The organism is Bradyrhizobium sp. BRP22 (genome assembly GCF_020194175.1).
Lineage (GTDB): Bacteria > Pseudomonadota > Alphaproteobacteria > Rhizobiales > Xanthobacteraceae > Bradyrhizobium.
Genome location: NZ_JADYVX010000003.1, coordinates 239092 through 253196, shown reverse-complemented (window position 1 = coordinate 253196; position 14105 = coordinate 239092). Strand labels below are relative to the sequence as shown.

At 63.2% G+C, this 14105-nt stretch carries 12 protein-coding genes and 1 pseudogene; 4 read left to right on the top strand and 9 right to left on the bottom strand.

Annotation, left to right across the window (positions count from 1 at the left end):
• Positions 1–26 precede the first annotated feature (26 nt).
• Genes I6F35_RS05745 through I6F35_RS05725 form a run of 5 tightly spaced genes read right to left on the bottom strand, consistent with a single transcriptional unit; the run spans position 27 to position 5451 of the window.
• The gene (locus tag I6F35_RS05745; RefSeq protein ID WP_225116689.1) at positions 27–725 is read right to left on the bottom strand and encodes an ATP-binding cassette domain-containing protein; all 699 of its coding nucleotides are present in this window, start codon (positions 723–725) and stop codon (positions 27–29) included.
• Positions 722–1447 (bottom strand): ATP-binding cassette domain-containing protein, encoded by a 726-nt coding sequence (locus I6F35_RS05740; RefSeq protein ID WP_225116688.1) that lies wholly within the window; start codon positions 1445–1447, stop codon positions 722–724. The genes I6F35_RS05745 and I6F35_RS05740 overlap by 4 nt, the downstream gene beginning before the upstream one ends.
• A complete protein-coding gene (gene urtC / locus I6F35_RS05735) occupies positions 1447–2538 on the bottom strand; it encodes an urea ABC transporter permease subunit UrtC (RefSeq protein WP_225116687.1) in 1092 nt (363 codons plus the stop codon). The genes I6F35_RS05740 and urtC overlap by 1 nt, the downstream gene beginning before the upstream one ends.
• A complete protein-coding gene (gene urtB, locus I6F35_RS05730; protein ID WP_225116686.1) occupies positions 2535–4142 on the bottom strand; it encodes an urea ABC transporter permease subunit UrtB in 1608 nt (535 codons plus the stop codon). Before urtB ends, urtC begins: the two co-directional genes overlap by 4 nt.
• Positions 4143–4200: 58 nt before the next feature.
• Positions 4201–5451 (bottom strand): urea ABC transporter substrate-binding protein, encoded by a 1251-nt coding sequence (locus tag I6F35_RS05725; RefSeq protein ID WP_225116685.1) that lies wholly within the window; start codon positions 5449–5451, stop codon positions 4201–4203.
• A gap of 301 nt (positions 5452–5752) precedes the next feature.
• Here I6F35_RS05725 and I6F35_RS05720 point away from each other — a divergent pair, with 301 nt between their 5' ends.
• Positions 5753–6133, top strand: a complete 381-nt coding sequence (locus I6F35_RS05720) for a transposase (RefSeq protein ID WP_225116684.1) — start codon at positions 5753–5755, stop codon at positions 6131–6133.
• A 507-nt stretch (positions 6134–6640) separates the two neighbouring features.
• Here I6F35_RS05720 and I6F35_RS05715 read toward each other — a convergent pair.
• The 4 genes and pseudogenes from I6F35_RS05715 to nagA form a co-directional block, all read right to left on the bottom strand.
• Positions 6641–6781: pseudogene (locus I6F35_RS05715) on the bottom strand (hypothetical protein); the annotation flags it as partial.
• Between the two features lie 221 nt (positions 6782–7002).
• On the bottom strand, positions 7003–8142 hold the full coding sequence (locus I6F35_RS05710) for a DUF3824 domain-containing protein (RefSeq protein ID WP_225116682.1): 1140 nt from the start codon (positions 8140–8142) through the stop codon (positions 7003–7005).
• Positions 8143–8591: 449 nt separating this feature from the next.
• A complete protein-coding gene (locus I6F35_RS05705) occupies positions 8592–9794 on the bottom strand; it encodes an aspartate kinase (RefSeq protein WP_225116681.1) in 1203 nt (400 codons plus the stop codon).
• Positions 9795–10985: an N-acetylglucosamine-6-phosphate deacetylase gene (gene nagA, locus I6F35_RS05700; RefSeq protein ID WP_225116680.1), complete on the bottom strand. Its 1191-nt coding sequence runs from the start codon at positions 10983–10985 to the stop codon at positions 9795–9797.
• Between the two features lie 117 nt (positions 10986–11102).
• Between nagA and I6F35_RS05695 the strand changes: the two genes are divergently transcribed.
• Genes I6F35_RS05695 through I6F35_RS05685 form a run of 3 tightly spaced genes read left to right on the top strand, consistent with a single transcriptional unit; the run spans position 11103 to position 14012 of the window.
• Positions 11103–12026: a BadF/BadG/BcrA/BcrD ATPase family protein gene (locus I6F35_RS05695; RefSeq protein ID WP_225116679.1), complete on the top strand. Its 924-nt coding sequence runs from the start codon at positions 11103–11105 to the stop codon at positions 12024–12026.
• Positions 12027–12045: 19 nt separating this feature from the next.
• The gene (locus I6F35_RS05690; protein WP_225116678.1) at positions 12046–13002 is read left to right on the top strand and encodes an N-acetylmuramic acid 6-phosphate etherase; all 957 of its coding nucleotides are present in this window, start codon (positions 12046–12048) and stop codon (positions 13000–13002) included.
• On the top strand, positions 12999–14012 hold the full coding sequence (locus I6F35_RS05685) for an SIS domain-containing protein (RefSeq protein ID WP_225116677.1): 1014 nt from the start codon (positions 12999–13001) through the stop codon (positions 14010–14012). Before I6F35_RS05690 ends, I6F35_RS05685 begins: the two co-directional genes overlap by 4 nt.
• The last annotated feature ends 93 nt before the right edge of the window (positions 14013–14105 follow it).

The following is a 14105-nucleotide window of genomic DNA, read 5'->3' as shown; positions in this document are numbered from 1 at the left end:
GGCTCCGTTGGGATGTTAAACAGGGATCAGATCGAGATATGGCGGGCAAGTGTTTCGCGGCTGGCACGATCGATGCGGCCGGCCTCGACGACGCTGCCGCGCGAGAGCACCACGAAGGAGTCGGCGAGGCTGACGGCAAAATCGAGATACTGCTCAATCAGCAGCAGCGACATCCGCCCCTTGAACGTGGCCAGCACGTCGCGGATCATCGCAACCAAGTTGGGTTGGATGCCTTCGGTAGGCTCGTCGAGGATCAGCAGGCCCGGCTTCGTCACTAGCGCCCGCACGATCGCGAGTTGTTGCTGCTGGCCGCCGGACAGCGCGCCCCCGGGCCGTCGCCACATCTGGCTAAGCACCGGAAAAAGCCCGATCGCCTCGTCCATGTACGGCGTTCCGAACGTGCCGTGTGCGCGCGCCGCGGCCTCAATGTTCTCGCCGACCGTCAACTCCGAAAAGATTTCGCGGCCCTGCGGCACATAAGCGAGGCCGGCGGTGGAGCGGCGATGCGACGACCAGCCGGTAATGTCGGTGTCGTCGACAAGGATTCTACCACGCGTCACCGGCAGCACACCCATCAGGCATTTCAGCAGCGTCGTCTTACCGGCGCCGTTGCGGCCGAGCACGGCAAGGCATTCGCCCGGGGCGATTTCGAAGTCGACGCGGCGCAGCGCCTGCGCGCTGCCATAGTGCTGGTCGAGACTTTCGACGCGGAAGCGCATCGTCATCGCCCCAGATAAACCTCGACGACTCGCGCATCGGCGCGGGCGTCTTGCATCGAGCCTTCGAACAGCGTCCTCCCCTCGTGCAACGCGGTAACGCGATCCGCGATTTGCTCAACGAAGTCCATGTCATGTTCGACCACCACGATGGCGCGATCAGGACGTCGAAGCTTGCGGACCAGCGCGACGGTGCGCTCGGTCTCCTCGTCGGTGAGGCCCGCGACCGGCTCGTCCAGCATCAGCACCTTGGGTTGGGAGGCCAGCACCATGCCGATCTCCAGCCACTGCTTCTGGCCGTGCGCCAGTTCGGACGCCGGGCGAAGCGCAAGATCGGCGAGCCCAACCTCCGCCAGCACGTCGTCGACGCGCTGCGCGAGAGCGTAAGACGACAGTGTCCGCCGCAGCCCGCCTTGCGCGCCGATCGCGATATGCTGACGTACGTCGAGCCCCTCGAAAATGCTCGGCTTCTGGAATTTGCGGCGCACCCCGGCGCGCGCGATATCGGATTCGCTCGACCGGGTGATGTCGATCGCATCGTCGAATATCACCCGCCCCTGTTTGGCGCGCGTGATGCCCGAGGCGACGTCGAGCATCGTGGTTTTGCCGGCGCCGTTCGGACCGATCACGGCGCGGACTTCGCCGAAATCGATCGCCAGCGACAGGCCGTCGATCGCGCGGAAGCTGCCGAACTCCACCGTGACCGCGTCGATCAGCAGCGCTACCGCCATCAGCGCAGCTCCGGCTCGGAGGCGAGACGCTTGATACCCATTGGCCGCGTCAGCTTCAACTTGGCGAGATCCACCAGCCCGTTGGGAAATACGAGCACGACCAGGACGATCAGGCCGGACAGGATGAACGGCCACAATTCCGGCGCCGCCGCGGATAGCCAGAACTTCAGCGCGTTGACCGACATGGCGCCGATCACCGCGCCGATTAAATGACCGCGTCCGCCGATCGCGACCCATACGGCGATTTCCAAGGACAATTCGGGCGACAACAGCCGCGGATTGATGATGCCGACCTGTGGCACGTAGAGCATGCCGGCAAGCGCGGCGATCAGCGCCGACAGGCACCACACCGCAAGCTTCAGCCGTAGCGTCTCATAGCCCAGTGTGCGCAGCCGCACCTCGTCGTCCCGCGTCGCGATCATCAGCACGCCGAAATTGCTGCCGAGCAACAGCCGGCAGCCAAGCAGGACCGCTGCAAGCAACAGCACGGAGACCACCGCCATTGCAATCACCACACCGCTGCCGCCGATCGGCCAGCCGAACAGCACCAAAAAGCCAGTCATGCCGTTGTTGCCTCCGAAGCCGGTATCATTGCGGAACATCAGCAGCATGGCGACATAGACCAGCGCCTGGGTTATGATCGCGAAGTACACGCCGTCGACCCGCGAGCGAAACGACACGTAACCGAACACGCCAGAGATCAGAACCGTCACCACCGCCGCAACCAGCAAGGCGTACGGGAAGAAGTCGAGCCCGGCCCAATAGAACGGATAGCTGGACCAGCCCATGAACTGCATGAAATCCGGTACCCGGCCGGTGACTTCGCTCGAATGCCTCAGCAGATGCATCGCCACGACGTAGCCGCCGATGCCGAAGAACAGTCCGTGGCCGAGCGACAGGATGCCGAGATAGCCCCAGATCAGGTCGAGCGCGAGCGCCAACACGGCGAAGGCCGCGAGCTGCCCGATGGCATTCGCAAGGTAAGCCGAGATGCCGAGCGGCGTGACCATGGATACGGCGAGCAGCGCGGCGACCGCCAGCACGACGGCGAGCAGGATCTGAAACGGGTGGTCGGATGCCAGCGGCTTCATTTGCGGCGCCCCTTGATGGCGAACAGTCCTTCAGGTCGCCATTGCAGAAAGGCGATGATCATCAGCAGCACGATCACCTTGGCGGCGACCGCGCCCCACAGCGGCTCGATCAGCACGTTGACCTGGCCGATGCCGAGAGCCGCCACCACGGTACCGACGATGGTGCCGACGCCGCCGAGCACCACAACCATGAAACTGTCGATGATGAAGTTCTGCCCCATCTGCGGATTGACGCTGTAGATCGGCGCCAGCGCCAAGCCCGCAAGCCCGGCAAGCCCCGAGCCCAGCCCGAACGCCAGCATATCGACACGGCGGACCGGAATGCCGATGCAGCCCGCCATGGTGCGGTTTTGCGTCACAGCCCGAATGTTGAGGCCGAGCGGCGTCAGCCGGATAAGGCTCCAGGTCAGCCCCAACGTGACCGCCGCGAAGGCGATCGCGAACATCCGGTTCCACGTGAAGATGAAATCGCCGATCACCGGCACGCCACCGGTGACGTAGAAAGGCGTGACAAGGTTCAGATTCTGCGTGCCGAACGTCACGCGGACGATATTGATCAGGAACAGGCTGACCGCCCAGGTCGCTAGAAGGCTCATCAACGGCCGGCGATATAGATGCCGCAGCAGGACCGCTTCGAGCGCGATGCCGATCGTGGCGGTGACCAGGAACGCGACGGGAGCGGCGATGATCAGGTAGTATTCGGTCAGCGCCGGCGCGAACCGCTGCAGCGCCTCCTGTACCAGCCAGGTGGCGTAGGCACCGATCATGATCAGCTCGCCTTGCGCTAGGTTGATCACGCCCATCAGGCCGAAGATCACCGCGAGTCCGATCGCCGCCATGAACAGGATGCTGGCGAAGCTCAGGCCATTATACAGCGTCGCCAGCACGTCACCGATCTTGATGCCGCGCTCGATCTTTCTGACCGTCGCGTCGACGGCACCTTTGAAGGCGGGATCGGCGGCGTAGGCGGGGTCCTTGGTCAAAGGCCCGACCTTGGCGAGCGCGCGTCGGTCCGGGGTCGCGGCGATGCGCTGCAATGCTGCGATCCGCTTCGCCGGGTCAACGGAATTGAGCGCCGCGGCTTCCGCAACCGCGCTGATCTGCGCTCTCAGCACCGGATCGCTTTCCTCCGCGGCCGCTGACTCGAACAGGAGCTCCGGCAGGGTTACGGCCTGCCGCTCCAACGTGCGAAGCGCCGCCGCGCGCCGTCCCAGGTCGGACGAGCTGCGCAGCGCCAGTGCCGCATCGGCCATCTCGAACACGCTGCGGTTCTTGAGGCTGAGCAAGGGCGAGCGACCACTCTCGGCAGCGGTGCGCGGCGCACCGCTGAGTGCATCCCGGCTGCCGTCGGCGGTTATGGCCACCGCGCCCGCGCCGTCGCATGTCAGCTTACGGTCCATCATCGCCCGCGCAATCGGAGCGGCCCAGGCGCGATCGGCTGTGGAGCCTTCAGCGGCGACACCCATCAAAGAGCGACCCGCCTCGCCCAGCGCGGCGGCATCACCGCACAACCGGTCGATCAATTCCGCACGATCCAGCTCGGCGGCCGTGGACGAGCCGACGGCCGCAGACAGGAACAACAGAATGAGAAATAAACGCCGCATCAAGTCCGCCGATTCTGCCGGCCTGATCCCTGCCGACAGTCGCTCATCCACCGCATCATCAGCTGTATGGGCTGAACGGCACCGGCTTCGGCGCGTCCTTCGACTGCCATAGCACGTCGAAGCCCTGCTTCTCGTTGACCGAGCCGATGAACACGCCGCGCGACGCGTAGTTATTCTCGGCGGTCATCTGGATCTTGTAGCCGGATGGACAATCGAAGCTGAGCCCTGCGAACGCCTTTCGCACCTCCGGCACGTCGAACGAATTCGCCTTGGCGGCCGCCATTGCCCACAGATGCACGGCGTCGTAGGCCGAGACCATTGGGTCGATCGCAACGTCGGCCTTGAACGGCACGTTCTTCGTCTTGACGTAGTCCGCCCACTGCTTGAGGAACTTGGCGTTGGCGTCGCCCTTGGCGTTCTGCAGATACGCCCAGCAGTTGAGGTGGCCAACCAGCGGCTCGGTGTTGAGGCCTTCGAGATCGGCTTCCACCATGTCGAGGCCAAGCACCGGCACGTCGGTCGCCTTGATGCCCTGATTGGCAAACTCGCGCAGAAAGTCCGGGATCGACGAGCCGACCACCGTCAGCACCACGATCGGCTTGCCGCCGCCTTGATCGGCGAAAGCGCGGATCTGATTGACCAGCGTCTGGAAGTTGGAGAAGCCGAGCGGGACGTACTCCTCCTTCCACGCGCTCTCCGAGATACCCTTCGACTTCCAATACCCCTTGAGTTGCTTATTGATGGTTCGCGGCCAGACGTAGTCCGAGCCGAGCATGAAGAAGCGCTTGGCGCTGACACCGTCCTCGCTCATCAGGTAGTCGACCGCGGGCAGCACGGAACTGGCTGGCGGCGAATTGACGTAGACGACGTTCTTGGAATTCTCGTCGCCCTCGAAGTGCAACGGATAAAACAGCAGGCCGTTGGCCTGCTCGACCACCGGCAGCACCGACTTGCGTGAAACCGAGGTCCAGCAACCGAACAGCGCCGCAACCTTATCCTGCTCCAGCATCTGTTTGCCGATTTGCGCATAGAGCGGCCAGTCCGAGGCGGGATCGGACACCGCAACTTCGATGGTGCGGCCGTTGACGCCGCCCTTGGCGTTGATTTCGTCGGCGGCCATGCGCACGACGTGATTGAGCCGACCTTCGATATTCGCCATCGTGCCGGATGAGGAGAACAGACAACCAAGCTTCACAGTGCCGGCGGCCTGTGCGGAGCGGATGATCGAAGACGCGCCGAGCGGCGACGCCAGCGCTGCCGCTGCGAGTCCGGTGGTCTGAAGAAACGAACGCCGCGTAAACCTGCTCATGTGCCAACCTCAGTGGTGGAAGTGGCGCGAGTGTTCGCCCGCGGGCGACGAAGCGGCAACTCCAAATAACCTGCAAGGCTGCTTAATCAGTCAGCAAAAGTGCTTTTCCGAGACGCTTGATGTCAATTTTGCCATTTTGGATCGCCGGCTTTTCGCTGTAGTCTTTTCGGCATCACCACGGCGTCGCAACTCGACACGGTCGGCGCCGCGAATGATAATCGCCGCACGTGACTGCACAGACGTGTTGCGCCGGGCGGGCGTTTTTTGTTCTGCAGCTACGCAACGATGAAAGCGTGAGCCTATGCGCCACTCGCAGCACACCGACACCGAGATCCTGCATCTGTTGCATGAGGCCGAAACCGGTATTTCGATACCGGAAATCTGCCGCACAGCCCACATTTCCGAACGGACGTTTTATCGCTGGCGCAAGCGCTACGGCAGCCTGACGCCACCGGCGCTATTGGCCATGAAAGAATTGCAGTCCGAGAACCGACGGCTGCGGACGCTGCTGAGCAGGCTGTCGGAGAGCGCCGACACAACAGTCCGTACAGCATCCGAAACTCCGCGGGCACCGGTCCGTTGCGACTGCGGGTTCGCGCCGCGGCCCGCTCCCTTCGACGCACCGGATCAAGCGCGCGGCGCATCGCTCGGCCGCTTCGCGTTCGTGCGCGGCACGCGCTGAGCCAGGAGGTCAGGTTGGCCGATGGAGTTCGGCGGCAATCGCCGGCAGACGTACGACATGCATGGCGTTCACTGATACGTCTGGAGGACGAGACGATCACGCGAGGATCCGAGCACGGCGACAAAGGTTTGGGCCGCGCGCTCCAGCGTGTAGATCGCATCGGGCTCAATCGGAAACGGCTTGAGCGCGGCACTGGCAGAGCCTTGAACCAGTTCGCGCGGAATTTGACCCGGTCGGATGACGACGACGAAAGCGAGTCGAACACCAAAGTCGGTATGCCTTCGCGGCAGTCCCCGGCGGGATAGCAGGTGACGCCGTGCGGACCGAATACCCAGACGTAAGAGGATTCATGCCAACTATCGTCGGCGCGATGATGGCGGCAGGGTCGACCTCAAAAATGAACCGCGAACGCGAAGAGCAGCAGAAGCGCTATCGTGAAGAGGAAGCGCGCCGTCAGGCGAGAACCGCCCCCTCCTTTCCAGCATCGCAGCATTGGAGGGGTGCGGCCTAGACCGCCCTTTCGACGGTGATAGCGTTCACGGTGGGAGTTGTGAATACAGATGCCGCAGCCGCTTGCTCGAGAATTCCGCCGACGAAATGGCGACCAGTCTCGGACAGAACGTCGTTCGAGCCCGCTTCCATCGCAAAAGCATTCCTTCCGACGGCGCCCCTTCGGGCTAACTAGTGGCCTGATATTACGGTTTGACGACAAGCGCCGGTCGATCTCCAGCACCGACCGATTTCATAGGACGACACGCGAGCTTCGTGCTGGCGGCTCTTCCCTTGCTCGGTCGCTCGCGGATTCGAGCCGCGCCAACCGCTCGCGGATCGCGGCGATTTCACGATCGCGCCCCACAATCTCGAACAGATCAGACAATTCTCCCATCACCATCGCGTCCAAGCTTGCTTAGCCGCTCAATGAACTTTCCCTTCTTTTCGTGCCGTTCGCGGATCGAGCTGAGGCGGCGATCGAAATCATCTTGGTTTCCCTCCTCCTCAGCCAATACCTGAAGATCGGACAGCAGACTTATGGCGTTATCATAGCCCGACGGGTTGCGGCGTTCGATCTCTTGCTCGATCTCGCGCCAGACGCGGACGCCGCGTTGCTTAAGCATTCCGAGTCGCGCGCGGCGTGCTTTTTCGGCTTCCGCGGCTTGGCGACGCTGTTCCGCCTCACGACGCTCGGCCTTGGCGCGTTCCCGCGCCTCTGCGATTTCCTTCGCCCGCACTCGCAACATACCGGCGGTGCGGTGTGCGGCTGATGCCAGGTTCTTCTTGCGAACTCTAGTCCTGAGCTCGGCGGCCACATGGGTGTCGCCATCGACGACGCGTAGCAGCAAGTCATCTTTTTCGCGTGCGGAAATGGCCGCTATTGCTTTGCGCAGCTCGTTTTGGGACATTGCCGCGTCGTCTCCGCCCAACTCGGCAGCCGCCTCCACGAGATCGGGATCGATCCCGAAAAACTCGGCAAAGCCCTCGAGCGCGCCAGTCAACGGGGCTATCCCCGGCAGTGGCTCGAGTTCATCTTCGGGGACGAACTCATCCTGAACCGCAGTCAGCCACAAAAGATAGAACAGCCTGAGATCGCCCGAAAGTACATCGGCGCGCAATGGCGCAAGCGCGGCTAGTTGACCGGAACCGTCATGCCAGTCGTCATCAACCTCCACTTCATCACGGCAAATATCGATAATCAAGTTATCGCCGGAAGTCCATGCTTCGACCCAATCGATCTCCCGAAGAAAAGGATCTATGTCCGCTTGGTTCACGACGCGCTTCGGCACCCGCAGCATCAGACGCCGCGTGCTCCAATTAGCGAGATAGAGGTGGAGGTCGAACCAGCGCTCCATGAACTTGCGCGGGTCGCCTTTGAGATCACCCCATTCGTAATGATTGGTGAAGCTCGTCGCGGTGATCCGCGCGCGTGACGAAATCGATCGCAACGCGTCCTGCGCTGCTCGGTCGAGAGGTCGATCGATCGCTTCAAATTCGTAGTACTGATATTCGCTCATGCGCGACGTCGGTTCCTAGGGATTGGAAAGCTGTAGATGGCACGCGGGCAGAGCCGACGCATCGACGCGATCATAGGCACCGCCGCTGCCTCCCGCTTCTATCGCGAACTGCGATGCCGCAGCCCTGCATCAAGCCAGTTCGAGCCGCAACGACCGACCTCCGCCCCGCGTGCGGTAAAACGCTACGGGTATCTCGTGGGGACCGCTACCTGACATCCAACCCTGTATAATGCTCGCGTAGCCCCTGCAATAGCAATCCGCCCCTTGCTTGGACCGCTCGCTGCTAGCTCCGCCATGGGACTGGCGGGATCGTCAATGACGGAATCGGAATACGAAAGGGGCCTGGTCCGTCGACACTGAGCGGGAGGGACAACACTGCGCTTTCATTTCGCGCTACGGGCGGATCTTTCGATGGCGTGATGCTCCTCGAGCGATAAGCGGGCGCACGGCTATGTTTGCTGGAGAAGCGAATGCAACGCCTTAACGGCGGCCTCCCGCTTCTCCACGGGGACAAACAGGCTGACCGAATGCGGCGACAACACGTACTTGTCGGGGACAATCCCGTGATGTCCGAGAACCTGCAACGCCCTGAACGGCAATTCCGATGAAACGCCGCCGAAGCAGGTCAGGCTGACCGAACTCGAAGCCTCGCGCTGCTTGCGCAGATCGTTGGCGTTCTCCAGCGTGCGCAACAACGCGTCGAGCCACTCTGAATCGCAGGCCACGGTCATACTGGTTTTTCCCGCGGTGAAGTTCGACGCGAGGAGCTGCGGCCATGACAGACTGTTTTGCTTGAGATGCTGCGCGAATTTCTCGAAACCGTCATTGAGATCATCGGAATCGATTTCCACATGCTCAATGCGAGCGATCGAGTTGACGGCCAGAACCTTTCCGTTTTCCATGCCTGCAACCTCTTTCATCACTTGCGTGCTGTGCTCAACGCCACCCCATTGCCTGAGAACCAGAGGCACATCCTGACTTTGCGCCAGCTCTACGCTGCGAAAATGCAGGATCTTTGCGCCCCAGAAGCACATTTCGGACAGAGACGCGAAGTCCACTCGACGCAGGGGTTTTGCGTCCGGCACGATGCGGGGATCGGCCGAACAAATTCCGTCGACCTCCTTGATGATTTCGCAGCGTTCGGCTTTCAGCGCGGCAGCCATCGCAACCGCCGTGGTGTCGCTGCCGCCGCGGCCGAGCGTGGTGATTTCCCTGGTCGCCGGATTCACGCCCTGAAATCCTGCGAGCACCACAACGCGCCCACGATCAAGTTCCTCGCGCACGCGAATGGGCCGTACATCCAGGATGCGTGCGGAGGAATGGGAATCGTCGGTCATCACGCCGGCCTGGCTGCCGGTGAAGCTGATCGCAGGCACGCCGAGGTCGGCAAGCGCCATGCTCATCAGGGACATGCTGATGCGCTCACCGGTCGTCAGCAGCATGTCGAGTTCACGGCGATTGGGAGCAGGGCTTACCTGGTAAGCCATCTGGATCAACTGGTCGGTGGTCTTGCCCATGGCGGAGACGATCGCCACGACACGATGACCGCGGCCCTGCAGGTCGGCGAGACTGCGCGCAACCGCGCGAATTTTTGCCGGTGTTTCAAGACAGACACCGCCATATTTTTGCACGATGATCGGATGGTTGCGCATCTAACCTCGGTGAGAAGCCTCGCTCGCCGCGCCCATCGAACCGACACCGCCTATCCATGTGCCGATAACTTCAAAGTTCGGATTGAAGGCGACAAGGTCCGCGCGGTATCCGGGCGCGATCCGTCCAAGCTCGGATTCAAGGCCCAGAAATGCCGCTGATGTCCGAGAGGCCATGATGAGTGCATCGACAAGCGGGATTTCGAGCAGCGCAACCGCGTTGCGCACCGCCTCGATCATGGTGAGGTGAGCGCCCGCGAGCGTGCCATCGGGGCCTGTCAGGCGATTTTCGTGCAACGTGATCTGCCTTCCCTGCAGCATGAATTGCCGGTCATTCGTGCCCACCAGGGGCATCGCATCGGTGACCAGCATCAATCGGTCGCGTCCCTTGCAGCGGAAGGCAACACGCAAACCGGCGCGGTCAACGTGGATGCCGTCGCAGATGATCCCTGCAAACAGCCGGTCATTCCCCAGCGCGGAGCCCACCAGGCCCGGCTCCCGGGCGTTCAACTGGGACATGGCATTGAACAGATGGGTCACCCCCGAGACACCGCGGTCGACCGCCTGACGGACGTCGGCTGCGGTGGCGTCGCTGTGGCCGGCCGCGATGCGCAATCCGGCGCCGATCAGTTTCTCGATCATGGACGCGGGCACGCATTCCGGAGCCAAGGTCACGATGGAGCGGCCGCAGCCCCCAAAACTCTTGATCGCGGCGAGATCGCGCCGGTCGGGCACGCGTATCTCGGCTTCCGGATGAATGCCTTTGCGAGACCTGTTGAGGGCCGGTCCTTCCAGGTGAAAGCCGAGCACGCCGGGAATCTTGAGACAAGCTTGGGCGGCTGCAGCCAATCGCTCGATGACTTCGCTGCGATCGGTGATGAGGGTCGGCAGGCAGCCCGTGGTTCCCCCCTTGCGGTGCGCCTCAACGATGCGCCGGACGCCGGCCTCCGTTGGCTGGTCGTTGAGAAGAACGCCGCCGCCTCCGTTCACCTGGATGTCGATGAACCCGGGCGCAAGAATGGCGTCTGCGGCAAGGTGGATTGAGGCGCGCGCGTCCGCCTCGCCGAAGGCGATGTCGTCGATCCGCCCCTGCGAGATCCTGACCGACCCCGGCCCGCGCATGTCGGCACCATCAAAGATCTGCTGCGCGGCAATCGTGAGAGAGACGGAAGACCCAGCGTGGCCCATCAGCATTGATCCGAGAATGGCAGTCACGGACTCGTGAGGCGGGTCCGTGCGGACTTCAGGACTTCATGTGTACACTAGGAAGCTTGGGAGGACCCGGAGCGAAAACCCTCGCGTTAACTTTCCATGGGAACAAAAGATACCACATATCTCGGCATTGATGGCGGCGGAACCCGCTGCCGCGCCCGGATCGAGGACGAAAACGGCAGGGTACTCGGTGAAGCGAGTTCGGGACCTGCCACGACGCGGATCGGCTTCGAGAAGGCCTGGCGGTCCATCATGGAAGCCACTGAGGCGGCAGCCGCACAGGCCGGACTGACGCCCGACGATTTCTCGCAGATGCACGCCGGGATTGGCCTTGCCGGTCTTGGTCGCCGCGGCGCGGAAGCGGCGCTCAACAAGATCGCGCATCCCTTTGCGTCCGTCATCTTCATCAGCGACGGCCTGGCGGCCTGTCTTGGCGCCCATAGCGGCGCGGACGGGGCCATCGTGGTAGCCGGCACGGGCTCGGTGGGTGTCGGCCTGATCGACGGCCGCGAAATCCGTGTTGCCGGTTACGGCTTTCCGGTGTCGGACGAGGGCAGCGGTGCCGACATCGGCCTGCAGGTTGTTCGACTGGCGCTGCGGGCGGCGGATCGTCGCGGCGAGCTGACCCCGTTGCTTTCAGAGGTGCTGGGCGCATTCGATCATGATCCCTATCAGGCGGTGGCTTGGTCCGAAGAAGCCAGGGCCACAGACTACGCTGCGTTCGCGCCGATCGTGATACGGCACGCCAATCAGGGCGATCCGGTCGGCCGTCGCATCGTCGAACGCGCGGCCGACGCCATCGGCGATCTGCTCGATCTGTTCCTGGCGAGAGGAATTGGCCGGCTCTCGCTGGTAGGAGGGCTCGCGGATGCCATTACGCCCTGGCTGACGCCCGACCTGCGCGCCCGCCTGAGGTGCCCTGACGCCGACGCGGCGGCCGGCGCATTACTGGTGGCGCGAGGGCGGCTTGACCTGCCCAAGAGAGAAACTGACCATGAACAGGCTTCAAAGTTCCGAGTTTGATGGCGCATGGATCAACTATATGGCCACCGAAGAAGTCGATCCCCGCTTTGCCGATCTTGATGCTTGGTCACTGACGGCGGCGATGGAAGCGATGTGGGAGGGCCAGCTTGCGGCAGTCGCGGCGATCGGCCATGCCCTTCCCGCGATCACTGCAGCGACCGAAGCGGCCAAGACCGCGCTCGGCGATCGTGGACGCATCGTGTATGTCGGCGCCGGCACCTCGGGCCGCGTGGCGGTCCAGGACGGCGCCGAGTTGATGCCGACCTTTGCCTGGCCCAACGAGCGAGTCCGCTTCATCGTCGCCGGCGGAGACAGCGCGTTCGTCACCAGCGTCGAGGGCGCGGAGGACGATGTCGATAATGCGGTCAGGCAGATCAATGCCGCGCGGCTCACACCGCATGACGTGGTGATCGCGGTTGCCGCCAGCGGGACAACGCCATTCACGGTCGCGGCGCTGCAGCAGGCGGGCTCCTCCGGTGCAGTGACGATCGGTGTCGCCAACAATCCCGGCACCGCCCTGCTGGCATCGGCAAAGTTTCCGATCCTGATCGAGACCGGCCGCGAGCTGATCGCCGGCTCCACGCGGATGAAGGCGGGCACCGCGCAGAAGGTCGTGCTGAACCTCATCTCCTCAGGGATCATGCTGCGCCTTGGCCGGGTGTATCGCGGCATGATGGTGAACATGCAGCCGACCAATGCCAAGCTGAAGCGGCGCGCCGAGGCCATGGTGGCGCACATCGCGCACTGCGATCCGCCGCACGCGGCGCGCTCGCTTGAGCAGGCCGAGGGAGACATCAAGACGGCGAGCCTTCTGGCGCTGGGTGTCGACAGGGTTGATGCCGAGACCATTCTGAAAAACTGTGACGGCAACCTTCGGCGCGTGTTTGCCGAACTCGCCAAGGATCGTGACAAGGATCCTGACCGGCCCCCCAAGGGAGCGGCGGCGCGCAAGCAAGGCGGAGCAATTGAGCCGTGACAACATCCGCGATGGCGAGCGAAATCGGAGAAAGCGCCGATGTTGTCGCCAGAATTGTTCGTAATCGCCCTGCCACGCGCGACATCGCACAGCGAATCGGGATCGGCTCCGCCCCGCTGTGCGTCGTGTGCGGCCGGGGAAGCTCCGGGCATGCCGGGGTTTTCTTAAGATACCTTGTCGAGACGCGACTTCGCCTTCCCGTTTCGGCCAGCGCTCCTTCGGTGATCACGGCATTTCGCACGCCCTTGATGCTGCGCCACGCGCTGTTCATCGTGATCTCGCAATCCGGGCGCAGCCCGGATCTTGTCGCGGCGACGAGGTCGGCGCGCGCCGCGGGCGCCCGCACCATCGCCATCGTCAATGCGACGTCGTCACCCGTGGCCGATGAAGCGGAGTTCGTCGTTCCGATCGAAGCCGGCAGAGAGCACTCCGTAGCGGCCACCAAGACCGTGATCGGCTCGATGGCTGCCAGCGCCGGACTTGTTGCCGAGCTGGCGGAAGATCGCTTACTGCGGTCATCCCTGGACAGGCTGCCCGAGCGCCTGCACCGCGCGCTGGCGCTCGACTGGTCCAAGATTGCCGATGATCTCGTCAAGGCATCAGCGGTGTTTGTGGCGGCGCGAGGCCTGGGCCTGGGCTCTGCGCGGGAGATCGCTCTCAAACTCTCGGAAATCCTGCGCCTGCCTTCCATTGGTCTGAGCGCCGCCGAGCTGCAGCATGGGCCACGTGCCGCGTTATCGTCGCGCACGCCGGTTGTCATGCTGCGCCTCATGGATGAAACGGCTGTTACGGTGGACGCGCTGGCAGAAGAATTGCGCGGGCAAAAGATCGCGCTGCATCTATGCGGCGGACCGCATGGCTCGCTGCCCTGGCTGGCCGAAGATGACCCCGCCACCGATCCGATCACCATGCTCGTTCCAGCCTATCGGATGATCGAGCAGACGGCGCGCGCCTGCGGATTTGATCCGGATCGTCCTCCTCGCCTGAGCAAGATTACCGAGACGTTTTGACAACTGACTGATCGCTCAGGCCTCGGCAAACAACCGTTGCCACGGCGTCATCGCCGAGCAGTCGGGACGCCTCCTTCCGCAGCGCTAGAGCAT